The organism is Aeromonas sp. 601027, from assembly GCF_049174455.1.
Classification (GTDB): domain Bacteria; phylum Pseudomonadota; class Gammaproteobacteria; order Enterobacterales; family Aeromonadaceae; genus Aeromonas; species Aeromonas veronii_A.
The window spans coordinates 62,552-86,087 of sequence record NZ_JAAKTN010000008.1 but is presented as its reverse complement, the minus strand read 5'-3'; the positions used below and the strand labels follow the sequence as shown (position 1 = coordinate 86,087).

The window sequence follows — 23,536 nt, the reverse complement described above, 5'->3', positions numbered from 1 at the left end:
CGTTGGCCCCATCTGATTACAAATCGAACTTCACTTCATCCAGCAACTGCAAGGCGTCCTTGCGGTGCTTGGCGTAATCGCTGACCGGTAGTGCGTCAGACTTGAAACTGCCCCAGGACTTGACCATGGCGGAAGGCTCGACTCCGGCCTTGACCGGATATTCGGCATTCACGTCCGCATACATGTGCTGGGCGGTGTCGCCAGCCAGAAACTCCATCAGCTTCTGGGCCTCGGCCTTGTTCTTGGCATACTTGGTCATGGCCACGCCGCTCACGTTGACGTGGGCACCGCGGTCAGCCTGGTTCGGGAAGTTGATATAGACCGCATCCGCCCAGGACTTCTGCGCCGGATCTTTCAACATGGCGCCCAGATAGTAGCTGTTGCCGAGCGACACGTCACAGATACCATCCTTGATCGCCTTGACCTGATCCCGGTCGTTGCCCTGCGGCTTGCGCGCCAGGTTGGCCTTGACCCCTTCCAGCCAGGTTTTGGTCTCGGCCATACCGTGATGGGCAATCATGGAGGAGACCAGCGCCACATTGTACTCATGCTTGCCGCTGCGGGTGCAGATTTTTCCTTTGAATTCAGGCTTGGCCAAGTCTTCGTAGCTGATGGTCTCGAGCTTGCCGAGGCGATCCTTGCTGGAGTAGATGGCGCGAACCCGGGTGGTCAGGGCGAACCAGCGATTCTCCGGATCACGATAGATGGCGGGGATGTTCTCCTGCAGGATCTTGCTGTCTACCGGCTGCACCAGCCCCTTGTCCACCAGATCGGTCAGACGGCTGATATCGACGGTCAGCATCAGGTCGGCCGGAGAGAGCTTGCCTTCCCGCTCCAGACGCTCGTTCAATCCCTCTTTGGCGAACACCACGTTCACCTTGATGCCAGATTCCTTCTCGAACTGCTGGATGATGGGCTTGATCAGCTCATCCTGCCGGTTGGAGTAGACATTCACTTCCCCGGCCGCCAATGCCGACTGAGCTGCCAACGCAGAGAAAGCCAGTGCCAACATCTTCATTTTCATCATCCATTCCTTGATTAGCTATACATAGTGATAACGATTTCCGTTTGCATTCTGCATACATCTTATAAGCGGATCAAGAAAGCTCGCCGTCGCCACATCACATATTTAATCGCCCATAATTGAAAAGGGCCGGATGGAATCCCATTCGGCCTCTTCTGAGCAAAACGTTATGTTGATCAGGCTTCAATAAGCGCTCACTCCATCGGGATTCCCCGAGATCGGGAGGTCAACAGATCTGTACGTCACGGATGCGGTTCATCACAGCGCCTCGTCGTCACTTTCGCCGGTGCGGATGCGCACCGCCTGCAGCAAGTCATAGACAAAGATCTTGCCGTCGCCGATCTTGCCGGTATAGGCCGCCTTGCAGATCGCCTCGATCACCCCTTCCACGTTATCATCGGCGGTAGCAATCTCCAGCTTCACCTTGGGCAGGAAGTCGACCTGATACTCGGCTCCCCGGTATAATTCGGTGTGTCCCTTCTGGCGGCCAAATCCCTTGACCTCGGACACGGTCAGCCCTTCCACCCCCAGGTTGGCAATAGCCTCGCGGACATCGTCCAACTTGAACGGTTTGATAATCGCACTAATCAGCTTCATCTGGTTGCTCCCAATCCATGGTGTGTCATGAATCGGGTTTCAATTCTTATGCCAAGTATTTTTATTGTTTTATTTCATATAGATAGAGTTTAATGCCTGCGCCATTCGTCAGGCACATCCCCATAACCGGCCAGCACGCCCCATAATGAGGCACCATGCTGCAGCGGTCAGCGGGTATGCACCAAACAAGAGCAAAACAGCATGTTAGTTATCTCCAACAGCGTCACGATTCCCTGGCATGAGCTGCAATTTCAGACCATGCGGGCACAGGGCAACGGTGGACAGCACGTCAACAAGACCGACTCCGCCGTCTGGCTGCGCTTCGATTACCGCAACTCTCCCAGCCTGACGCCCCTCTACAAGGAGGGTCTCGACAAGCTGAGCGACAGCCGGGTACACGATGGCTTTATCCTGATCCGGGTCGAGAGCCATCGCAGCCAGGACATGAACCGCAAGGAGGCGATGAACCGTCTGGTGGAGTTGCTGAAGAAAGCAGCCTGGCGCCCCAAGGCTCGCCATGCCACCAAGCCGACCCGCAGCTCCCAGCGCAAACGGGTCGATGCCAAAAAGCGCAAGGGGGATATCAAATCCGCCCGCGGCAAACCGGTTCTGGACTGAGCCAGCCCCCAAAGGATGTCAGCCGATGAGATACAGTTTTTGCGACAGCGCCCGCGGCCCCCTGCTGGTCGCCATCGATCAGGATGGTCTGCGCTATGTGGAGTTCGTGCGGGGGGAGCAGCCGGTAACTCCGACCAATGAGTGGCAGCGTGATGACCTGGCTCTTGCTCCTTTCGTCGAGCAGTTCACCGCCTATTTTGCCGGAAAATTGCAGCAGTTCGATCTGCCCATGGCACCGAAGGGCACCCCGTTCCAGCAAACGGTGTGGAACGCTTTGTGTGATATCCCGTATGGCGAGACCGTGAGCTATCTCGAGATTGCCCAGGCTATCGGCAATCCCAAGGCAGTGCGAGCAGTAGGCGCTGCCAATGGCCGCAATCCGCTGAGCATCATAGTACCCTGCCATCGGGTGATCGGACGCAGCGGCGATCTGACCGGCTATGCTGGCGGCATTCCCATCAAGCGCTGGTTGCTGGCACTGGAACAGGCAGGCACAACATTCGAGCTGGCCCCATGAGACAATGAGCGTCCCCGGAGAGGAACGGGACAATATCGCGACCAGAATGAAAAGGCTTTCAATCAGTGGCCACGCCTTGCTGACAAGATGAACAGAAGATGAAGAATCGCCTCAGAACTACTTCAGATTGAGCTTGGCATTATGGCTCCATACTTGAATGGCACGGCTCATTCGCTGATTCAAGTAGCACCCATGTGACGCTTCCAATCTGTCTTTTTCCCCGCGCCTCCTCTGAGGCGCTTTTTTTGTGGCAACTGTCCCGTCCTGAATATGGTTTACACCTTTCCCCCCAATAAATGGAGAACCCGATGGGACAAGGTGTGAAACGGACATAGCGCGATTACTCGCTGACTTTTAAACTGGCACTGGTCGAGCAGATTGAAAAAGGCGAGCTCACCTACAAACAGGCTCAGGTGCGTTATGGCATTCAGGGCCGCTCCACCGTTCTGGTATGGTTGCGTAAACATGGTCGGCAAGATTGGAGCCAGGGGGCTTCTGTGCGTGCCGGCAGGAGCATCACCATGCCTGACCCCGACAACCAGACGCCCGAACAGCGCATCAAGGAACTCGAGCAGCAGTTGGCGCTGATGAGTCAGAAGGCCCAGTTCTTTGAGGCCGTCGTCGATGTACTGAAGAATGACTACGGCGTCTCCATCGTAAAAAAGCGACTCGGCAAGTCCTCTCGCAGCGGCAAGTCGAAAGGCTGACCATCGTCAGGGCTTGCCTGTTTCTGGGGATAAGCCGGCAGGCTTACTACAAGCGCAATCGGGTCGCCGACGAGCGCCATGCACAAGGGCTGCAGGTGGTGCGCTTCGTGCGTCAGGTTCGACTACGACAACCTCGGGTGGGCACTCGCAAGCTGCATTATCTGCTGCAGGGTCAGGATGATGGCGGGCTCAAGGTCGGGCGTGACAGGCTGTTTCGGATATTAGCCGAGCACCGCCTGCTGGTGCCACCCAGACGGGCGTATCACAAGACCACCCACAGTTTTCACCGTTTCTACCATCATCCCAACTTGCTCAAGTCGGGACCAGAGCAGGTCACACCGGTGGCCCCAGTGCAGGTCTGATCACCTATCTGCCAGCCAGGAGCGGGCCACTGTACCTGAGCCTGGTGACGGATGCGTACTCACGCAAGATAGTGGGCCATCACGTGCACGAAGGAATGCATGCCGAATCGGTGGCGATGGCGTTCAAGAAAGCACTGAAGCAACGGTGTGGCAGCGGTGAACTCATCCATCACTCAGACCGCGGCGTGCAGTATTGCTCGGGGCTGTATCAGTCACTACATGAACGGTACGGGGTGAAATGCTCGATGACGGATGGGTATGACTGTTACCAGAATGCGTTGGCGGAGCGGGTGAACGGGATTTTGAAAGGAGAGTTATTGTTGCAAAGCCCGCAGGATTTGACGCAAGCGCGGGAAATGGTGCGTGAAGCAGTGGATATTTACAACGCGGAGCGGCCGCATCATGCGTTGAAATACAGAACCCCCGATGCGGTACATAGAGGGTTCTGAGTAGAAAAATGCTAGTTGAAAATGTGTAAACCTATTTCAGGACTAGACAAACACAACAGGCCACCACCCAGGCTGAATGGCCTGAATGCCACAAAATCTGCCCCGTCCAAAAACCAAGAGGCGAAGGATCACCCTTCGCCTCTGACGTAACAGCTGGCTACTCGCTCTGGGGCAGGAACTGCAGCTCCGGCGCCGAGGAGGTCAGCACATCGGCGCAATAATCCCAGGTCGAGATGCGATAGTGCTGCAGATCTTCATCCAGATGCAGGCCGTCCGACTCCTGATGGAACCAGCTGGCAAAACGGGATGGAGTGATGAGCTGGATCTGCTCTTCGATGGCGTGGCTATCCTTCCCCTCGGCCAGATCGCAATCCTCGATGACCCGCAGGGCATAAATATGGCGAAAATAGACCCGGCAGAGGATTTGCGGGGGTAAATCGATGCTGCGCGCCCGCCCCAGCATGATGGTCAGGGAGTCGCTCCAGAGATCCTGATGCAACTCGGCCACAACCAGACCGGGCGGTAGCTGGCGGGACGGAGCCCAAGGGACGGCAACCTGCCGAATGGCATTTTTCTGTTCCATATTCACCTCACGACAACTCGCTCCCTGTCTTGAGTCTATCTGAACCACATAGTCCCGGCGAAGGCAATCGATGGACAATAAAAACGGCAATAAAAAAGCCGACGTATCAAACGTCGGCGAATAAAAAGTGCTTACAACAGAGGATTCACATGTTCAGACCCTCGGGTCGAAAGATTGGTTCCCTCTTTTTGTAATTAATTTTCGGCGCGTTTAAACATCAGGGTATTGGCGTCCGACTCTTCCGGCACGAAGTAGTAGCCCTCGGCGTTGAAGCCGGTCAGCTGCTCCACCTCGGTCAGACGGTGCTTGATGATGTGGCGGGCCATCATGCCGCGAGCCTTCTTGGCGTAGAAGCTGATGATCTTGAACTGACCGTTCTTCTCATCCTTGAACACCGGCGTGACGATCCGCCCTTTCAGGCTCTTGGGTCGTACCGACTTGAAATACTCGTCGGAGGCCAGATTGATCAGCACCTCATCCCTCTGGGCTGCCAGCGCGTCGTTGAGGTGATGAGTGATCACCTCCCCCCAGAACTGGTAGAGATCCTTGCCGCGACTATTGTCGAGCCTGGTCCCCATCTCCAGTCGATAGGGCATCATCAGGTCGAGGGGACGCAACACGCCATAGAGGCCGGAGAGCATCCGCAGGTGTGCCTGAGCGAAGTCAAAATCGGCCTCGCTGAAATCCTCTACCGCCAAACCGGTGTAGACATCCCCCTTGAAGGCCAGCAGCGCCTGACGGGCATTGGCGGGGGTGAAATCTGGCTGCCACTCGGCAAACCGGGCGGCATTGAGACCGGCCAGCTTGTCGCTGATCTTCATCAGAGTGGCGATCTGGTCAGGGCTCAGTTGGCGGGCTCGGCTAATCAGTTCGGCGGAGTGCTCCAGCAGCTCGGGTTGGGTGAAACGGGGGGTCACCAGCGGTGACTCGTAATCCAGCGTCTTGGCCGGGGAAACCACAATCAGCATAACGTTCCTTTCTGGCGAGGGGCCGAACAGCGGATCGGCCCCATGTTTCATTCATCCAGCGTCACATTTTCCAGTGTGCCGGACCCCAGCTGCTCGCGACCGGAGAGCTTGATCAGCAGCCGCAGGTCGTTGGCCGAGTCGGCATGGGCGAGGGCCTCACTGTAGCCAATCTGGCCGGCGCAGAACAGGCTGAAAAGCGCCTGATCGAAGGTCTGCATGCCCAGTTCGGCAGATTTGGTCATCACCTCCTTGAGACGGTGCATCTCTCCCTTGCGGATTATGTCGGTGATGAGCGGGGTATTGAGCAGGATCTCGAATGCCGCACTGCGCCGCAAACCATCGACACTCGGCACCAGTTGCTGGGCGACAATAGCTCTGAGGTTGAAGGAGAGATCGAACAGAAACTGGCGATGTTTCTCCTGCGGCACCAGATGGAGGATGCGATCCAGCGCCTGGTTGGCGTTGTTGGCATGCAAAGTGGCGAGACAGAGATGGCCGGTCTCGGCGAACTGCAGGGCAAACTCCATGGTCTCCTGACTGCGGATCTCGCCGATCAGGATCACGTCCGGTGCCTGACGCAGCGAGCTTTTCAGTGCTACATCGAACGACTCGGTGTCGATCCCCACCTCCCGCTGGGTCACCAGGCTACGGCCATGCTGATGGACGAACTCCACCGGGTCTTCCACCGTCAGGATATGACCATCGGCATGCTGGTTGCGATAGCCGATCATCGCCGCCTGAGTGGTCGATTTACCCGCCCCGGTGGCACCGACAAACAGCACCAGCCCGCGCTTGGCCATCGCCACCTCCTGCAGGATCCTGGGGAGCTGCAGATCTTCAAAGGTGGGAATGCGGGTCTCGATACGACGAATCACCATACCGGGCAGCTCCTGCTGCCAGAAGGCGCTGACCCGAAAACGACCCAGCGCCTCGCGGTAAATCGCGTAGTTGGCCTCCTTGGTGCGGACATAGCGCTCGAAGTGATCGCTGCTGAGGGTATCCCTGACCAGCGTCAGCGCCCCTTTCTTGTCGAGCGCGTCTCCCCCCAGCGACACCAGATGGCCATTTACCTTGAGAATGGGCGGCGATCCCACCGTCACAAACAGATCCGATCCCTTTCGCTCGACCAGCTGGCTCAGCAGATCATCCAGATTCATCATTTATCCCTCCCTGGGTACAAGTCGCTTAAATGCTGTTGGGATCAACGGCCTTGGCCTTGGCATCGAGGGATGCCACCACGCCGCGACTCACCAGCTGCTTGAGGCTCTGATCCATGGTCTGCATGCCGTGGGTCATCCCGGTCTGGATCACCGAGTAGAGCTGGGCAATCTTGTCCTCCCGAATGAGGTTACGCACCGCCGGAATGCCCATCATGATCTCGTGAGCTGCCACCCGACCGCCACCAATGCGCTTGAGCAGGGTCTGGGAGATAACCGCCCGCAGGGATTCGGAGAGCATAGAGCGTACCATGTCCTTCTCCGCGCCGGGGAAGACGTCGATGATACGGTCGATGGTTTTGGCCGCCGACGAGGTGTGCAGGGTGCCAAACACCAGGTGGCCGGTTTCGGCGGCAGTCATGGCCAGACGAATGGTCTCAAGGTCGCGCATCTCGCCAACCAGAATGATGTCCGGGTCTTCCCGCAGGGCCGAGCGCAGGGCGTTGCTGAAGCTCTTGGTATCACGGTGTACTTCCCGCTGGTTCACCAGGCAGCGCTTGTTCTCGTGGACGAATTCGATGGGGTCCTCGATGGTGAGGATGTGGTGATGGAAGTTCTCGTTGATGTAGTTGACCATGGCCGCCAGGGTGGTCGATTTACCCGAACCGGTCGGGCCGGTCACCAGTACCAGACCCCGCGGGAACTCGGCAATCTTGCGGAAGATCTCCGGCGCATCGAGATCCTCGAGGCTCAGCACAGTGCTGGGGATAGTACGAAATACCGCACCCGAGCCGCGCGCCTGCTGGAAGGCGTTAACCCGGAAACGGGCCAAATTGGGTACCTCGAACGAGAAGTCGACCTCGAAGTTCTCCTCCAGCTCCTTGCGCTGATGGTCGTTCATGATGTCGTAAATGAGGGCATGCACTTCCCGGTGTTCCAGGGCGGGCAAATTGATCTTGCGAACCTCACCATCAACCCTGATCATCGGGGGAACCCCGGCCGAGAGGTGTAGATCCGAGGCTTTATGCTTTACACTGAAAGCCAATAACTCTGTGATATCCATAGACTTGTCATTCTCCCATCACAAGATCACTAACGAAATATGAACCAGATTGCCCAGCACCTGTTTCAGGTAAAGGAACGTATTGCCCAGGCCGCCGAACGGGCGAGCCGCAACCTGCAGCAGATCCGCCTGCTGGCCGTGAGCAAGACCAAACCTGTCGAGGCCATCATGGCCGCCCATGCCGCAGGTCAGCGCTGCTTTGGCGAATCCTACGCTCAGGAAGCAGCGGCCAAGATCGATACCTTGCGCCAGCAGCCGGAATATAGCGACATAGAGTGGCACTTTATCGGCCCTTTGCAATCGAACAAATCCAAACTGGTCGCCGAACGGTTTGACTGGGTGCAGAGCGTGGATCGGGACAAGCTGATCGACCGCCTCAACAACCAGCGCCCAACTACAATGGCACCGCTAAATGTTTGTCTGCAAATCAATATTAGCGGAGAGAGCAGCAAATCCGGAACGTCGGAACAAGAGATTTTCCGCCTTGCCGAGCTGGTCTCTCAAAGTGAGCGACTGGTGCTGCGGGGACTGATGGCCATTCCAGAGCACACCAGCGACGAGAGCATACTGGCCGCCCAAATGACCCGTATGCAGACTCTGTTCACCGAGCTTGCGCGACAATACCCCACGGTGGATACCCTCTCGATGGGCATGACCGAGGATCTTGAACTGGCGATCGCCCACGGCAGCACCATGGTGCGGGTCGGCACCGCCATCTTCGGCGCCCGTGACTACTCATAGGCAAGGCCAGCGGATAACCCATACGTCCGCCTCTTGCCGCGACTTCATCAACAGGAGCGTTTGATGGAACACCGAATTCTGGCGTCAGGTGGTGCAGGCAGTGCCAACCCCGCCGCGACCCCATGTGCAACAGGAGCATCTGATGCAGCATAGAACGCTGGCCTTTATCGGCGCGGGCAACATGAGCCGCAGCATCATCGCCGGACTGGTCAAGGCGGGTTATCCCGCCGGGCAGATCACGGCCGCCAACCCCAGTCTGCCCAAGCTGGAGACGCTGGCGAGCGAACATGGCATTCGCATCACCCAGAGTAATGCCGAGGCGGCCCGAGGCGCCGAAGTGATCGTGCTGGCAGTCAAGCCGCAGCTGATGGCAGGCATGCTGGCCGCTCTGGTTGCCGAGCTGGGCTCCCTTGAGGGCAAGCTGCTCATCTCCATCGCGGCTGGCATCAAGGTGGCGCGCCTTGGCGAGATGGCCGGTGGCCATGACCGCATCATCCGCACCATGCCCAATACCCCTGCCCTGCTGGGTCTGGGCATGACCGGTCTCTATGCACCCGAACATATTGCCGCCGTGGATCGTGACTTTGCCGAGCAGATGATGCAGGCGGTCGGCAAGACCCTCTGGGTGGAGCAGGAGTCTGGCATCAACGGCGTCATCGCCGCGGCGGGCAGTGCTCCGGCCTACTTCTTCCTCTTTATGCAGGCGATCGCCGAAGAGGCGGAGGCGATGGGTTTCTCGCCCGATCAGGCACGCCTGCTGGTGCAGCAGACCGCGCTGGGCGCAGCCGCCATGGTGGAGCAGAACCCTGAGCTGGCGCTGCAAACCCTGCGTGAGCAGGTCACCAGCAAGGGCGGCACCACAGCTGAAGCCATCAAGACATTCCAGCAGCAGGGGCTGATGCCGCTGACTGCGCAAGCCATGCAGGCGGCCGTTGCTCGTGCCACCGAAATGGAAACCCTCTTCTAACAGGAGCCCAGATGAACACTGCTTACTTTCTGATTAACACCGTTTTCGATCTCTACCTGATGGTGATCCTGCTGCGCGTCTGGCTGCAGTGGGCCCGTGCCGACTTCTACAACCCGATGAGCCAGATGGTGGTCAAGCTGACCAATCCGCTGGTGATCCCGCTGCGCCGCGTTATCCCGGGCTTTGGCGGCATCGACCTCGCCTCTGTGGTGCTGGCGCTGGTCATCGCCTTCGCCAAGCTGGCCCTACTCAAGAGCATGAATGTGCTGCTGGCGGACTGGCTCAGCATCAGCCTGTTCGCCGCGCTGACCGTGCTGAAGAAAGCGGGCTCGATGATCTTCTGGGTACTGCTGATCCGCGCCATCCTGAGCTGGGTCAGCCAGGGCCGCAACCCCATCGAATACGTGATGCATCAGCTGACCGAGCCGTTCCTCGCCCCTATCCGCCGCGTACTGCCGGCACTGGGCGGACTGGATCTCTCGGTGCTGGTCGCCTTTATCGGCCTGCAAGCCATCAACTACCTGCTGGGTGACCTGTTCGGCCAGCTGTGGTGGATGATTTGATGCCTGCCGTCCTGCAACAAGGGGATGAACTGGTACTGCATCTGGTGATCCAGCCCAAGGCGAGTCGGGATCAGATCATCGGATTGCATGGCGAAGAGCTGAAAGTGGCAATCACGGCGCCGCCCGTCGATGGCCAAGCCAACAGCCATCTGATCAAGTTTCTGGCCAAGCAGTTCAAGGTGGCCAAGGGACAGATCACCATAGTGCGGGGCGAGCTGGGGCGACACAAAACCGTCACCATCGACAGCCCCAAACAGTTGCCGCAAGAAGTGAGTGCACTGCTGAATGACACGCAAGGCTGAATGAATCGGCCTGCGCCAACCGTAGATATGAGAGGGATGACAGATGAAAACAGCCTGGATGAGTGGCCTGCTGGCACTGCTGATGACACTGCCGCTCAAGGCAGAACAGATGAAGGAGCTGGGGCCCTGGCTGGTGCACTACAGCGCCTTCAACTCCAGCTTCCTCACCCCCGAGGTCGCCAAGGCGTATGGACTGGAGCGCAGTCGCTACAACGCCATCATCAATATCGCGGTACAGGACAAGCAGAAAGTGGCGCAAGCCGTGGGGATCACCGGTGAGGCCAAGAACCTGACCGGCACCATCCGCACCCTGAGCTTTCAGGAGGTAAAAGAGGGGGATGCCATCTACTATCTGGCGACCCTCCCCTACCGCAACGAAGATACCTATCAGTTCACCCTGAAGATCATGGGCGGTGGGCAGCAACAGAACCTCAGCTTCCAGCAGACCTTCTACGTCGACTGAGCAGCAACAAGAAGCCCCGACCAAGGTAGGGGCTTCATTTTATCCATATGACAAGGGCGCCATCAGGGCGCCCTTGTTACATCTATTCCGTACCGCAGCGGTTACAGGGCGAGGAACAGACCGGCCAGACAGGCGCTCATCAGGTTCGCCAGCACGCCGGAGAGAATGGCGCGCATGCCGTAACGGGCGATGAAGGATTTGCGCTCCGGCACCATGGAACCCAGACCGCCGATCAGGATCGCCATGGAGGAGATGTTGGCAAAGCCACACAGGGCAAAGGTCACGATGGCCTTGCTCGACTCGCTCAAGGTCTGATCCTGCACCAGACCGATGAAGGCGACGAACTCGTTGACCACGATCTTGGTGCCGATCAGGGCGCCAGCGGCTTGCGCCTGATCCCAGGGCACACCGATCAGCCAGGAGACGGGGGCAAACAGCCAGCCCAGAATGATTTGGAAGCTCAGATCCAGCCCCACCAGACCGCCAGCCCAGCCGAGCAGGCCATTCAGCATGGCGATCACGCCAACGAAGGCCAGCAGAGTCGCACCAACTGCCACCGCGATATTGAGACCGGACATGGCGCCATCGGCCGCCGCTTCAATCACGTTGGTGGCGCGGGGGATCTCTACATCCTGATGGTGATCGACCTCTTCAGCTCCCGGCGGCACCAGGATTTTGGCCATCGCCAGACCGGCAGGGGCCGACATGAAGGCTGCCGCGATCAGGTATTTCAGCTCAACCCCGAGGCTGGCATAGCCCACCAGGGTGCCACCGGCGACGGAGGCGAGACCACAGCTCATCACGGCGAAGAACTGGGAATCGGACATCTTGGAGAGGTAGGGTTTGACCACCAGCGGCGCTTCCACCATGCCGACGAAGATGTTGGCGGTCGCGGAGAGGCTCTCGGCACGGCCGGTGCCCAGCAATTTCTGCAAGCCACCACCCAGCAGGGCGATCACCCGCGGCATGATGCCGATGTGGTAGAGGATGGCGATCACCGCAGAGAAGAAGATGATGACCGGCAACACGTTGAAGGCAAAGATGAAGCCCAGCTTGAACTTGGCCAGATCGCCGAACAGGAAGGCGATCCCCTCCTGACCATAACCGATCACGCTGCTTACGCTCTCGCTGACCCCGTTCAGCACGTGCTGACCGGCAGGCAGCCAGAGCACTAGACCGGCAAACATGACTTGCAGACAGAGGGCAAGACCAACTGTTCGCAATGGGATACGACGACGATTATCAGAGCAGATGACGGCAAGCGCCAGGATACTCAGGATGCCGAGCAGGGCAATCATAGGGACTCCATCAGGTGGGGCAAAAGATGGGCGCGGATTCTGCGCCTCTCACCCCGTCACTGCAAGTCCGCTTGGTTACAAGCCTGTTAGAAAAAACGTTTGCACGATATCGGTTGCGCCAACTGGCTGATTTGGTTCGGTTTTAGTATCAGGAGAAATCGAGAGTTTTTATATGGAAACAATCATTCCTCACTGCCGGACAATTTACCCCCGAGCCAGGGGACCAGTCGCTGCTCCCAATAGGGTTCGGGGCCAAATCTGGCCTTGAGGAAATCGATGAAGAGACGGATCTTGGGATCCAGATGTTCGCGCCTGGCATAAACGGCGTGTACCGCCATCTGCTGGTTCGGTCGCCATCCTGGCAACACCGGGATTAGCTTGCCGCTCTGTAACTCCTTGTCCAGCAAGTAGTTGGCGATATAGGCGATGCCGAGCCCGGCCAGTGCCGCATCCCGCACCGCCTCCGCCATATCCACCCGATAGTTGCCCGCCACCTGCACCGTCTGGCGCTCCTTGCCCTGGCGAAACGACCACTGGTGATAGCGCCGCTCCCGACTCTGGTAAGTGATGCAGTTGTGCTGGGCCAGATCCTTGGGATGGAGCGGCGTACCGTGGCTCAGCAGGTAATCCGGCGAAGCCGCCACCACGAAGCCAATGTCGGCCAGCCGCTGTCCCACCAGCCCTTCCGGCTTGTCCTCATAGGTGGTGAGCCAGAGATCCAGCCCCTCATCCACCAGATTGGTTCTGTGGTCGAACAGCGAGACCTCCAGCTCCAGCTCGGGATAGCGATCCTGAAACGCCTTGAGATGGGGAATGACGTGCAGACGACCAAAAGATTGGCCCACCCCGAGATGGAGCACGCCGCTCACCTTGCCACGCCGCTCGGCGATCATGGAGTCAGCCTCCTGCGCCACCGCCACCAGCGCATGGCAGTGACGGGCATACTCCTGACCCAGCTCGGTCAGGACGAAGCGGCGGGTGGTGCGCTGCACCAGCTGGGCGCCAAGGGTGGTCTCCAGCAGCGCCAGCTGCTTGCTGATATGGGATTTGGAGACCCCGAGACGACGGGCGGCGGCAGAGATCCCCTTCTCGCGCACCAGCGCATCGAAGATCACCATTTGAGGAAGACGTTGCAGCACAGGATAACCGGATTGAGTGGCGGTAGCCCATTATTCCAGAGCCGCCCGCCAAGGGGTAGGGTCAGAGCCCCAGCGCCCGGGTGATCTGCAGTTTGAGGGGGTCGTCAGCCGGATTCTGGTTGGCGCCGTAGCTGGCGATCAGCTTGCCATCGCGCCCCACCAGATACTTGTGGAAGTTCCAGTTCGGCTCATCCCCGTCAGCGGCCGCCGCCAACCCCTTGAACAGTGGCACAGCATCGGAGCCCCGCACCGCCACTCGATTGAACATCGGGAAGGTGACGCCATAGTCGCGCCGACACACCTCGGCGGTCTTGGTCTCGTTGCCCGCCTCCTGCCAGAAGTCGTTGGAGGGGAAACCGAGAATAATCAGCCCTTTATCCTTGTAGCTCTGGTAGAGCTTCTCCAGATCTCGGAACTGGCCGCTGTAGCCGCAATAGGAGGCGGTATTGACCACCAGCACCACCTTGCCCTCGGTCAGCTGACAAAGGTTGTGGCGCTGAGAGTTGTTTAGCTCCCGCATCTCCACATTGAAATAATCGGGGCACGCCGCAGAGGCCGCACCGGCCCCCAATAACAGCAACAGAGTGAACCATTTCATCGCCAAGACTCCTTTTGTTTTGTCCATCATACGCGGTTACCAGAGCCGCAGTTCACTCTCAATGCAGGGGAATGTCGGTCAGCCAGCCGTGGCCCCAGAACACCAGCAGCGCGGTGGCAGCCAGGCCCGCCCCGACGCTGATGCCGGTGCCCGTCCAGTTGGCCGCCGGACGGGGATATCGCTGCCAGTCCCGCACCGAAATCCAGACCATGCTCACCAGCGCCCACAGCCCGATGCCGCCAAACAACACCAGAGAGCGCGCCTCGCTGTTGACCAGCAGATGAGCCACCGCCCAGAGCAGGGTACCGAGCAGTTGGGGATGCACCAGCCAACGGCGCAGATGGTTGGGCCCCTGGCCGGAGAAGAAAAGGATCAGCGCAAAGGGCATCATCACCGTCATGGTCATCGGCCCCCACTTGGGCAGGAAGTAGAGCGGCAGTGAGCTGGCCGAGCGCCAACCGGCGATGATGCAGGCGATGGCGATAAACACCAGCAGGGAGAAGAGCCCCTTGTAGCGATTCTCACCCAGCCTCTCGCGCAGCCGCGCCCGATGGGCCACCGCAAAACAGGGGTAGAGATGGATCAGGGTAAACAGCGCAACCCCCAGGGTCAGCAGGAACATGAGTCTCTCCTTGTACTTGGTACGACCACTATGCCGTAAAGGGAGATTTGCGCCTATCAAAACCGTGCTGACCCATGGAGTCAAAAGTGTGGCAAGACAAAGGAGCAGAAAGAAAAGAGCCGATCACGATGGATCGGCAAATAAGTGCCAGGGCAGTCAGGCATCTCGCGGGATGGGAGATGCCCCAAACGGGGATATTGAGTGGCCGATGGCGCCCATCGGCCGAACAGGATCAACCCTTGAGCTGATAGAGCGCCGCTACGTTGCGCGCAGTGAGTTGAATGTTGGTGCTGGCGCTCTCCAGCGCCTCCGGCAGAGACATGGCGCGGTTGACTACGGCGAATACCGCGTCCAGCCCGTGATCGTGTACCACACCGCAATCGTCGGTCAGGCAACCGGAGATACCGATCACCGGCTTGCCGAACTGCTTGGCGCAGCGTGCGACACCGATTGGCGTCTTGCCATGGATGGTCTGGCTGTCGATGCGCCCTTCGCCGGTGATGACCAGATCCGCATCGGCCACTTCATCGGCCAGTTTCAGGGCTTCGATGACGATCTGGATACCGGGCTTGAGCTCGGCACCGAGCAGACCGACCAGCGCGGCCCCCATGCCACCGGCAGCACCCGCCCCCGGAATATCCTTCACCTGCTTGCCAAGGGCCTGCTCGATGCAGTCGGCATAACGGGAGAGGTTGGCATCAAGTTCGACAACCATCTCGGGCGTTGCCCCCTTCTGCGGGCCAAACACCGCAGAGGCGCCTTTCGGGCCACAGAGCGGGTTGTTCACATCACACGCCACCTCGATAACCAGCTCACCCAGACGCGGATCCAGACTGCTCAGATCGATGGTCGCGAGCTCACTGAGACCTGCGCCACCCAGAGCAATAGGCGCACCATCCGCTTTGAGCAGCTTGCCGCCTAGCGCCTGGATCATGCCGGCACCGCCGTCATTGGTGGCGCTGCCGCCGATACCGAGAATGAGGTGCTTCACCCCCATCTCCAGCGCGGCCAGGATCAGCTCGCCGGTGCCGAAGCTGGAGGTGAGCAGCGGATTGCGCTGCTCGGGAGCGACCAGATGGATACCGGAGGCGGCGGCCATTTCGATGACGGCGCGCTCGCCATCACCCAGCAGGCCGACAAAACCCTGTACCTTGTTGCCAAGGGGGGCGGTCACTTCGACTGGGAGGATGCGGCCGCCGGTGGCATCGACCAGCGATTGCACCGTGCCCTCACCGCCATCGGCCATCGGCAATTTGACGTAGGTGGCATTCGGCAGCACCTGCTTGAAACCGGCCTCGATGGCATCAGCCACCGCCATGGCGCTCAGACTCTCCTTGAATGAATCGGGGGCAATAACAATTTTCATATCAATTCCTTAGGCGAGGCCAAACACGCCAAACATCAGGGTGGAGACAGTGGCAATGGTCAGACCGACTGCAGTTTCGTAAGGGATAAGTTTCAGGCGCTCACCCACCCCCATGTGGACGCTGCCACCGGTGGCGTGGAAGAAGGAACCGTGGGGCATGTGGTCAAACACGGTGGCACCGGCATGGATCATCGCCGCTCCGGCCAAACTGCTGATCCCCAGTTCAATCAGGGTGGAGCTGAATACGTTGGAGGCCACCACGGTACCGGCAGTGGTCGAGGCGGTTGCCAGTGACATCAGGGCACCGGAGATGGGCGCCAACAGGTAGGAGGGCAGACCGGAGGCAGTCAGGCCGCTGATCAGCACATCTTTCAGGCCGGAGTTGGCGATGATGCCTGCCAGGGTACCGGTACCCAGCAGCATGATGGCGACTGGCGCCATGCGGGCGAGACCGGAGACGGCAAACTGGTTCACCTTGCTGAATTTACCCATCATCAGGGCGCCGACCAGACCACCGAGGGGCAGCGCAATCAGCGGATCCACCACGATACCGGCAACAGGACGCAGAGCCAGCAGCAGGATGGCGACCAGCGGTGCACTGATGGCGGCGGCAAAGCCTGGCAACTTGGCACCGGCAAAGCTCACCACCTCATCAGCAGCAACCTTGCTGCCCTTGTTGTTCAGACGCTTGGCCAGCCAGTAGGCCATCACCAGACCGAACAGACCCGGAATGATGCCCGCCGCCATCACAGAGGTGAGGGGCAGATGGAAGGCATCAGCCGCGGCAATAGCGTTAGGGTTGGGGGACATGACGTTACCCGCCTTGCCGCCGCCGATCATCGCCAGCAGGATGGCCGCCTTGGAGAGGTCGGCACGGCGGGCGATGGCCAGCGCGATGGGGGCGACCGTGATAACGGCCACATCCACGAATACGCCGACCGCAGTCAGGATCAGGGTTGCCAGCGCCAGCGCCAGCAGGGCGCGGGTTTCACCAAGTTTCTTGACGATGGTCTCGGCGATAGTGGTGGCAGCGCCCGATTCGATCAGTACACCCGCCAGCACACCGGCCGCCAGGATCCGCATCACCGCAGTGGTGATCCCCTGGGCGCCGCCGATCATCAGGGCGACGGTCTGGGTCAGATCGGCACCGCCAATCAGGCCACCGGCCAGGGCACCCACGATCATGCCGTAAGCGGGCGGCACCTTCTTCAAAATGAGGATGATGGCGATGGAGAGCGCCGCGATGGCGCCAAGGGCTGTAACCGGGATCATGACGGACACCTTCAATGGGAGTGAATGGCCGCCATTATGGAGATCTGCAATCAGAATACTTTGGCTTAAAAACCAAAAATTGCGTCATGTAAAAGTGGTTTTTTGTCCAACTTCACAATCACAAGTCGAGATTAAGGCCGAGATAGAGCAAAAATTTGTCGTCTAACTTGTTGAAATTCAACCCAGTTATCTGCTCTATCCGCCCCAGCCGATAGCGCAGGGTATTGGGGTGAATGAACAGCGCTTCGGCACAGCGATGCAGATCACAATCCTGCAAGAAATAGTGGCGCAGGGTCTTCTGCAGCGCCCCCTTGCCATCTTCCCGGGCCAGTTTCTGTAGCGGTGTGCGCAGCTGATCCGCCTGCCAGGAGTCCGCCAGACTGCCCAGCAGCACCGGCAAACGGTAGTCCTCAAAGAAGTAGACCTGTTTGCGCGGCGCCTGCCGCATGCCACGGCGCAGGGTATCTCGCGCCGTCTGGTAAGAGCGCGCCAGCCCGTCTATCCCGGCGAAGTAATCGCCCACCGCGATATGCACCTTGAAGTGGGGAATGCGCGCCAGCAGTTGCTTGATCCGGCTGCGCTCCTGCGCCGATTGCCAGACGCCATCACTCAATTGTGCCGGTTTGAGCACCACTATCTCGTCGAGCCCGTTGATGGCGACCAGATTGTCCCGCTCCGGATTCTCCAGCTGATGGACCAGCTCGCGCAGACGAGCCGGATCGGCCTCCTCCAGCGCAAGCACGGCCACCACCCTGGGCTGGGCCAACTCCAGCCCGAGAAAACGGGCCGCCTGCTGCAGCTGATCGTCCCGCCCTTCACCACGGATGAGCTGCAGCACCAGCTCCTCCTTGTGGCGCTTGTCCCACTGCAGCTGCTCGGTGAGCGCCGCCTGCTCCAGGATCAGCTCGGCGGTCATTCGCACCAGCTCAGCGTAAGCACGCACTTCCTCCGGATCGCCGGAGATGCCGATCACCCCGATCAGCTCCCCCTGATAGGAGATGGGCAAATTGATGCCTGGTCGCACCCCTTTGAGCTGCAGGGCTGTCGCTTCGCTAATCTCCACCACCCGGTTTTCAGTGAGCGCCAGCACGGCCCCTTCGTGACGCTGATGGATCCGCTCCGGATTGCCGGACGCAATGATGAGGCCGTGTTCGTCCATCACGTTGACCGAAAAGGAGAGGATCTTCATCGCCCGCGCGACGATCTGGCGGGCAAGGTTATCGTTTAGCTGCATAACATCTCCGGACAAGGGGCTGATCTGGCTACGTCACCACGAGGCGATTCAGGGCACATGGGCGCAAAGATGCCACATCATCAAGACAAGCGAGAGGGGGATCGCTAGAATAGGCCACTTTACCCGATGTGTGCCCCGCCATGGAGCAGGAATTGCGTGCTTGCACCCGCCTGCCCGTGCTGGCCCATCCCTCCGATCTGGACTGTGCTATGGATTATGAATTTCGCCGCGACCCGTTTGGTGGCTATCGCGCCCGGTTCTCCATGGGCCATGAAGCCATCGGTCAGTGGCTGATCGACGAGGTTGGCAAGGATGAGGAGAAGCTCGACGAGCTCTTCTCCATCATTGATCAGCTCTCCAACCGCACCCGAGTCGAATACCGGCTCAACGGCGGTGACTACTCCCTGCTGCTGACCCATGAAGAGGCGGAGGTGAAAGCCAACGCCCTCAATATCGAGCTGGGTGAGGATCTTGACGATCTCGCCTACTACGATGATGAACAGCTGGCCATGTGCGGGCTGGAAGATTTTGCCCAGGTGCTCGGCTCCTGGCGCGCCTTTATCCGTAACGAGGATATGGGCTGATTGACCCAATGTCGGGCAAATGTGCCCTTTTGCCTAACTCAACAGGATTGACTATGTCTATTTACGATTTTGATGACGAACTGCCGGAAGACGAAGAACAGGAATCCACCAAGAAAGCGGCTGCACCTGCCAAGAAGAAAGGCAAGCAGGTGATGAACACCCAGGTCAACCTGAGCCCGCGCGATGCCAGCCGTCTGAACGGCATGCACGTTGAAGCGATCGCCACGCTGGACGACGTCAGCCTGCCGAAGAACGTCATCTTCAAGGCTGGCCTGATCGCCCTGGGCGAACTGGAAGCCGGCAAGCGCGCCGATATCATCGCCCGCGTGATCGCAGAATCAGGCCGCTAATCGCCCCAGAAGGCATAAAGAAAGCCGGAGCCACTGCTCCGGCTTTTTAATTGGTGCCAATCTGCTCTGACTCAGGGTTGCTCACAGCGCAGCAGACGTGGCTGTCCCCAGGGAACCAGTTGGTCGTAATGGCCACTGGCACGTGCCGCAGCCAAGGCTTCGTTGAAGCGTTCTATCAGTTCGCGTCCATTTTGCATCTTGCGCGACACCAGCAAATAGAAGGTATCCCGCTGGCGAAAATAGGGGAGCGGTTGCAGATAGTTCGGGTCGCCGAACACCTGCATGCTGGCGTCCGCCGTCACCGCATCATTCATCGGCATCAGATCAACCCGTTTCCGCTCAAGCAGTTGCAGACATTGCACCAAACTCTTGGGGCGAGTGAGCCGCAATGAAAAACGGGCAATCACCTCATCTGCGTGACTGGTGCTCCAGCTGGCAGGAATACAGACTCTCAACCCCTGCCACTTGCCATCGAGTACCGCATCACTGCCACGATAGGTGAACCAGGAGAGGTGATCGATATGAATGGGGGCGCTGTAATAGAACAGCTTGGCTCGCTCACGCGTCCAGGCATAAGGGAAGGTGGCGGATGCCAGGCCGTTGCGAACCAGCTCGTAGCCCCGGTTCCATGGCAGGTAATCCACCTTCAGCTCGTCATAGCCAGCCTCGCGCAGCAGGGTCGTCACCAGCCGGGTGCTCTGCCCACCATCAGGCAGCCCGGCCCCGGAATAGGGCGAAAAATCTCCGGTTACCAGCGACAGGGGGGCGCATGACAACCATCCACACCAACAACAGAACAACCAGCCATAGTGCTTCATCGCCATCCCTCTCTTTACTCTCCAGTTCAGTATAGGAGGCTGACCCAAATAACCCGGTCTGGTTGCCTTTGCGCCAACGCCCCTGCTAAGGTGCAGCGCTTTTATTACAGAGGAGTTCCGATGTTACCCCTACCTGACATACTGATCTGGGCAGCACTGGCACTGGCCACCCTGCTCTGTATGGCACGCCAACGCCTGCCAGGTTTCCTGCTGCTTGCTGTGGCTCTGCTGCTGGCGCTCTGGCTGGATCGCATCACCACGACCGCACTGCTGGTGACGCTGGCAGCCCTGCTGCTGGCCTGGCGTCTGCCCACCTTCTCCGGCCATAGCCGCCCCCTCGCATGGTCAGCCCTGCTGGCATGGGCGGTGGCACTGACCCTGCACCTGATCCCCGGTTTCAGCAATCTCAAGGTGCTGGATCAGGTACTGGCAGGCCCCGCCAGTGTGCCATTCAACATGTATCTGAACCTCGACAAGCCACTGCTCTTCTTTGGGCTGCTGCTGGCCTGTCCGACGCTGCTTGGTAAGGGAGGCGCTATCCGCTGGCGTCCGCTGGCTCTGTTACTGCTGCCGCTGGGTGCCCTGCTGGTCATCGCCTGGCAGTTGGGGGCACTGAAACCGGAAGTGGGTCTGCCCCACTGGTGGTGGCTGTTTGCACTCAACAACCTGCTGTTCACCTGCGTGGCGGAAGAGGCGCTGTTTCGAGGCGCTATTCAGCAGGGGCTGACCGAGCGTTACCGCCCCTGGATTGGCATCATCGTGGCCGCGCTACTGTTCGGAGCCATCCACCTGCCCGGTGGCCCACTGCTGGCGCTGTTTGCGACCCTGGCAGGCTGCTGCTACGGCTTGGTATTCCAGCTCAGCGGGCGACTCTCCGTGGCCATCCTGATCCACTTCGCCTTCAACTTCGCCCATCTGGTGCTCTTCACCTACCCGCTGGCCAGAGCCTGACGGTCAACTGCGCGGCGTCTTGCCCTTGAACTGCTTGACGCTGCGTTTGGCCTGAGTACGGCGATTGGCCTGCTTGTCACGAGGGGGGCGCTTGCCTTCTCCGCTGGCAGGCTGGTCAGTGACCGGGAATCCCGCCAGGTCGCCCAACGGCAGCTCGCGGCCGGTCAGGGTGCGAATGGCTTGCAGCATGTCACTCTCGCCATGACAAACCAGCGAGATGGCCAGCCCCTCGCGGCCAGCCCGGGCGGTACGACCGATGCGGTGTACATAGACAGGGGCGCTGGCGGGCAAGTCCAGATTTATCACCACCGGCAGCGCCTCCACATGGATGCCACGCGCCATCAGGTCGGTGGCCACCAGCACCCGAATTTTGCCCTCTTTGAAATCGCCGAGCGCCTGCTCGCGCACCGCCTGCTCTTTTTCGCCATGTAGGGCAGCCACAGCGATACCTGCCTTGGCCAGCTTTCTGGCCACCCCGTCGGCATCATCCCGCGCACTGATAAAGACCAGCACCTGCGGCCACGCCTGCTCCTTGAGCAGGCTAATGAGCGCCGGTACCTTGCTGCTCTTGTTGACCAGATAGAGCCGCTCTTCGATCTCGTTTACCACGCTGTTGAGGGGGGTGGCCTCGATACGGGTAGGCTCGCGCAGCAGGCCGTTGGCCAGCGCCTCCAGCTCGGCAGGCAAGGTGGCGGAGAAGAGCAGGGTCTGGCGATCCGCCGGAATAAAGACGAGCAGCGCCTTGATGTCGGGAGCAAAGCCCATCTCCAGCAAGCGATCCGCTTCATCCAGCACCAGCAGTTGCAAACCATCCAGCCCCAACAGTTGCTGGGTCAGCAGATCCCGCAACCGCCCCGGCGTGGCGACCAGCAGCTGTGGCCCCTGCGCCAGTTCGGCCTGTTGCCGCTCCTGCGCAACGCCCCCACACAACGTCACGATACGCAGCCCCAGCGCCTCGGCACCCTCTTTAAGCGCAATAGTGACCTGAATCGCCAGCTCGCGGGTCGGCACCAGCACCAGACCCTGCACCTGACTGGAGGCAGGATCCAGCCGTTGCAGCAGCGGCAAGCCAAACGCCAGCGTCTTGCCGCTGCCGGTCTGGGCCAGCGCCAGCAGATCCTGCCCCGCCAGCGCAGCCGGAATGGCCAGCTGCTGGATGCGGGTCGGCGTCTGCAAGGTGGTGGGCAAAGAGGCCAGCAGAGCGGGATGGAGGGCAAGTTCGCGAAAGGTCATGGCGCTACGTCAACAAAGAAGTGGGAGGCGAAGTCTAGTGAGCGGGGGCCGAGAAGTAAAACCCTATCCATGATGGCCAGGCCAAGGGGGGATTGCAACGGGCTGACTACACTTGAGCTGACCCATCACAGAGAAAACTGTCATGACCAGACACATCCCCATCCTGCTGCTGACCAGTGCGCTGCTTGGCAGCATCTCGCTCGGCCTGTCCGGCAGCACGGCGAGCGACAGTGCGGCCGAACAGGCCAAACCGGTGCGTACTCTTAACGCGCATCTCGGTGAGCTGCCGGGACTGATCAATGCCGACAAGACAGGACCTTTCGTTGATTTAGTGCGCGCCATCGACGATCTTCATCCCGATGTGACCATCAGAATCACCATCTATCCCATCGCCCGGGCCATGGCCGGAGTGATCGCTGGCAAGGCAGATCTCGGTCTGCCCGCCATCCGCAATCTCAGGGAGGTCGATATGCTCCCCTACCGTTTCAGTACCCGCAGCTTTGGCAAGGTGGCCCATGTGATTTACAGCAATACTGCCCATCCGGTCACCACAGATATGGCCTATGGCATAGTGCCCACCAAACGGGATCTGCTGATTGAAGCCGTTCCCGACTATATGCCCTTCTCGGTACAGCGCTCGATGAGTATCGAGCAGTCACTGCGCAAACTGTCTCGGGGTCGCATAGACGCCTTTGTCTGGGCACAAGAAGAGGCGGACCTGATGCTGAAAAATCTGAAGCTGACCAATATTCGCCGTGAATTCTTTGGTGATTTCGAGGATGTCTTCATCATCCAGAAAGGGGGGAGCGGGGATGAAATAGACGAATTTTTAAGTCGTTCCATTGAGCAACTCGCCGCCACCGGCAAACTGGCCGAGATCTACGAGAAGATCCACCGCCCCTATGTGGAGTGGCAACCCTCCCCACCCGCCAAGGCTGAACCGGCGACCACCCCGCCCGCAACACCCTGAACAGACAATTCCCGCATAAA

Annotated in this window: 26 protein-coding genes and 1 pseudogene; 12 read left to right on the top strand and 15 right to left on the bottom strand. The window is 59.4% G+C overall.

What is annotated here, in order from left to right:
• Positions 1–16: 16 nt before the first annotated feature.
• Complete coding sequence (locus G5193_RS11915; RefSeq protein WP_021230948.1) at positions 17–1,024, bottom strand: Fe(3+) ABC transporter substrate-binding protein; 1,008 nt, start codon at positions 1,022–1,024, stop codon at positions 17–19.
• A gap of 258 nt (positions 1,025–1,282) precedes the next feature.
• Positions 1,283–1,621: a P-II family nitrogen regulator gene (gene glnK, locus G5193_RS11910; RefSeq protein WP_005341406.1), complete on the bottom strand. Its 339-nt coding sequence runs from the start codon at positions 1,619–1,621 to the stop codon at positions 1,283–1,285.
• A 201-nt stretch (positions 1,622–1,822) separates the two neighbouring features.
• On the opposite strand from glnK, the gene arfB reads away from it, so the two are divergent.
• The 3 genes and pseudogenes from arfB to G5193_RS11895 all read left to right on the top strand — a co-directional run bounded on the left by arfB (position 1,823) and on the right by G5193_RS11895 (position 4,274).
• Entirely contained in the window at positions 1,823–2,239 is a 417-nt protein-coding gene (gene arfB, locus G5193_RS11905; RefSeq protein ID WP_139430011.1) for an alternative ribosome rescue aminoacyl-tRNA hydrolase ArfB, read from the top strand.
• Between the two features lie 25 nt (positions 2,240–2,264).
• Positions 2,265–2,756, top strand: a complete 492-nt coding sequence (locus G5193_RS11900) for a methylated-DNA--[protein]-cysteine S-methyltransferase (RefSeq protein WP_227341897.1) — start codon at positions 2,265–2,267, stop codon at positions 2,754–2,756.
• A 347-nt stretch (positions 2,757–3,103) separates the two neighbouring features.
• Positions 3,104–4,274: pseudogene (locus G5193_RS11895) on the top strand (IS3 family transposase).
• Positions 4,275–4,431: 157 nt separating this feature from the next.
• Here the strand turns inward: G5193_RS11895 and G5193_RS11890 are convergent.
• The 4 genes from G5193_RS11890 to tapT all read right to left on the bottom strand — a co-directional run bounded on the left by G5193_RS11890 (position 4,432) and on the right by tapT (position 8,045).
• Positions 4,432–4,857 (bottom strand): hypothetical protein, encoded by a 426-nt coding sequence (locus G5193_RS11890; protein ID WP_005340360.1) that lies wholly within the window; start codon positions 4,855–4,857, stop codon positions 4,432–4,434.
• 194 nt (positions 4,858–5,051) lie between these two features.
• Positions 5,052–5,825, bottom strand: coding sequence for a peroxide stress protein YaaA (yaaA, locus tag G5193_RS11885; RefSeq protein WP_421206081.1), 774 nt, complete (start codon positions 5,823–5,825; stop codon positions 5,052–5,054).
• A gap of 47 nt (positions 5,826–5,872) precedes the next feature.
• Positions 5,873–6,982, bottom strand: a complete 1,110-nt coding sequence (gene tapU / locus G5193_RS11880) for a type IVa pilus ATPase TapU (protein ID WP_216954525.1) — start codon at positions 6,980–6,982, stop codon at positions 5,873–5,875.
• Positions 6,983–7,010: 28 nt separating this feature from the next.
• Positions 7,011–8,045, bottom strand: coding sequence for a type IVa pilus ATPase TapT (tapT, locus tag G5193_RS11875; RefSeq protein WP_005340354.1), 1,035 nt, complete (start codon positions 8,043–8,045; stop codon positions 7,011–7,013).
• Between the two features lie 39 nt (positions 8,046–8,084).
• Between tapT and G5193_RS11870 the strand changes: the two genes are divergently transcribed.
• The 5 genes from G5193_RS11870 to G5193_RS11850 all read left to right on the top strand — a co-directional run bounded on the left by G5193_RS11870 (position 8,085) and on the right by G5193_RS11850 (position 11,081).
• Positions 8,085–8,786 carry a YggS family pyridoxal phosphate-dependent enzyme gene (locus G5193_RS11870; RefSeq protein ID WP_204480235.1) on the top strand — a complete coding sequence of 234 codons (702 nt, stop codon included), beginning with the start codon at positions 8,085–8,087 and terminating at the stop codon, positions 8,784–8,786.
• A gap of 142 nt (positions 8,787–8,928) precedes the next feature.
• A complete protein-coding gene (gene proC / locus G5193_RS11865; protein WP_219295531.1) occupies positions 8,929–9,753 on the top strand; it encodes a pyrroline-5-carboxylate reductase in 825 nt (274 codons plus the stop codon).
• A gap of 11 nt (positions 9,754–9,764) precedes the next feature.
• A complete protein-coding gene (locus G5193_RS11860; RefSeq protein ID WP_042011910.1) occupies positions 9,765–10,316 on the top strand; it encodes a YggT family protein in 552 nt (183 codons plus the stop codon).
• Complete coding sequence (yggU, locus tag G5193_RS11855; RefSeq protein ID WP_123173809.1) at positions 10,316–10,618, top strand: DUF167 family protein YggU; 303 nt, start codon at positions 10,316–10,318, stop codon at positions 10,616–10,618. Before G5193_RS11860 ends, yggU begins: the two co-directional genes overlap by 1 nt.
• 43 nt (positions 10,619–10,661) lie before the next feature.
• Positions 10,662–11,081 (top strand): DUF4426 domain-containing protein, encoded by a 420-nt coding sequence (locus G5193_RS11850; RefSeq protein ID WP_111901074.1) that lies wholly within the window; start codon positions 10,662–10,664, stop codon positions 11,079–11,081.
• A gap of 101 nt (positions 11,082–11,182) precedes the next feature.
• Here G5193_RS11850 and G5193_RS11845 read toward each other — a convergent pair whose 3' ends face one another.
• From G5193_RS11845 to G5193_RS11815, 7 genes are all read right to left on the bottom strand, one after another.
• The gene (locus tag G5193_RS11845) at positions 11,183–12,379 is read right to left on the bottom strand and encodes a NupC/NupG family nucleoside CNT transporter (protein ID WP_005357935.1); all 1,197 of its coding nucleotides are present in this window, start codon (positions 12,377–12,379) and stop codon (positions 11,183–11,185) included.
• Between the two features lie 182 nt (positions 12,380–12,561).
• The gene (locus G5193_RS11840; RefSeq protein WP_421206114.1) at positions 12,562–13,497 is read right to left on the bottom strand and encodes a LysR family transcriptional regulator; all 936 of its coding nucleotides are present in this window, start codon (positions 13,495–13,497) and stop codon (positions 12,562–12,564) included.
• 82 nt (positions 13,498–13,579) lie between these two features.
• Positions 13,580–14,116: a glutathione peroxidase gene (locus G5193_RS11835; RefSeq protein WP_005340333.1), complete on the bottom strand. Its 537-nt coding sequence runs from the start codon at positions 14,114–14,116 to the stop codon at positions 13,580–13,582.
• Positions 14,117–14,174: 58 nt separating this feature from the next.
• A complete protein-coding gene (locus tag G5193_RS11830) occupies positions 14,175–14,738 on the bottom strand; it encodes an NnrU family protein (protein WP_421206080.1) in 564 nt (187 codons plus the stop codon).
• A 232-nt stretch (positions 14,739–14,970) separates the two neighbouring features.
• Positions 14,971–16,104, bottom strand: coding sequence for a glycerate kinase (locus G5193_RS11825; protein ID WP_335833599.1), 1,134 nt, complete (start codon positions 16,102–16,104; stop codon positions 14,971–14,973).
• A gap of 9 nt (positions 16,105–16,113) precedes the next feature.
• Positions 16,114–17,376 (bottom strand): GntP family permease, encoded by a 1,263-nt coding sequence (locus G5193_RS11820; protein WP_005340326.1) that lies wholly within the window; start codon positions 17,374–17,376, stop codon positions 16,114–16,116.
• A 118-nt stretch (positions 17,377–17,494) separates the two neighbouring features.
• Positions 17,495–18,610 (bottom strand): sugar diacid recognition domain-containing protein, encoded by a 1,116-nt coding sequence (locus G5193_RS11815; RefSeq protein ID WP_216980066.1) that lies wholly within the window; start codon positions 18,608–18,610, stop codon positions 17,495–17,497.
• Positions 18,611–18,819: 209 nt separating this feature from the next.
• Between G5193_RS11815 and G5193_RS11810 the strand changes: the two genes are divergently transcribed.
• Positions 18,820–19,194, top strand: coding sequence for a YacL family protein (locus G5193_RS11810; protein WP_031227767.1), 375 nt, complete (start codon positions 18,820–18,822; stop codon positions 19,192–19,194).
• A 53-nt stretch (positions 19,195–19,247) separates the two neighbouring features.
• Positions 19,248–19,544 carry a hypothetical protein gene (locus tag G5193_RS11805; protein ID WP_005348860.1) on the top strand — a complete coding sequence of 99 codons (297 nt, stop codon included), beginning with the start codon at positions 19,248–19,250 and terminating at the stop codon, positions 19,542–19,544.
• Positions 19,545–19,615: 71 nt separating this feature from the next.
• Here G5193_RS11805 and G5193_RS11800 read toward each other — a convergent pair whose 3' ends face one another.
• Complete coding sequence (locus tag G5193_RS11800; protein WP_254204244.1) at positions 19,616–20,320, bottom strand: substrate-binding periplasmic protein; 705 nt, start codon at positions 20,318–20,320, stop codon at positions 19,616–19,618.
• A gap of 162 nt (positions 20,321–20,482) precedes the next feature.
• Here G5193_RS11800 and G5193_RS11795 point away from each other — a divergent pair, with 162 nt between their 5' ends.
• Positions 20,483–21,313 (top strand): CPBP family intramembrane glutamic endopeptidase, encoded by an 831-nt coding sequence (locus G5193_RS11795; protein WP_227341890.1) that lies wholly within the window; start codon positions 20,483–20,485, stop codon positions 21,311–21,313.
• A 3-nt stretch (positions 21,314–21,316) separates the two neighbouring features.
• Here the strand turns inward: G5193_RS11795 and G5193_RS11790 are convergent, their stop codons facing one another.
• Positions 21,317–22,546 carry a DEAD/DEAH box helicase gene (locus G5193_RS11790; protein WP_421206079.1) on the bottom strand — a complete coding sequence of 410 codons (1,230 nt, stop codon included), beginning with the start codon at positions 22,544–22,546 and terminating at the stop codon, positions 21,317–21,319.
• 142 nt (positions 22,547–22,688) lie between these two features.
• On the opposite strand from G5193_RS11790, the gene G5193_RS11785 reads away from it, so the two are divergent.
• On the top strand, positions 22,689–23,516 hold the full coding sequence (locus G5193_RS11785; RefSeq protein WP_100646827.1) for a transporter substrate-binding domain-containing protein: 828 nt from the start codon (positions 22,689–22,691) through the stop codon (positions 23,514–23,516).
• Positions 23,517–23,536: the final 20 nt, after the last annotated feature.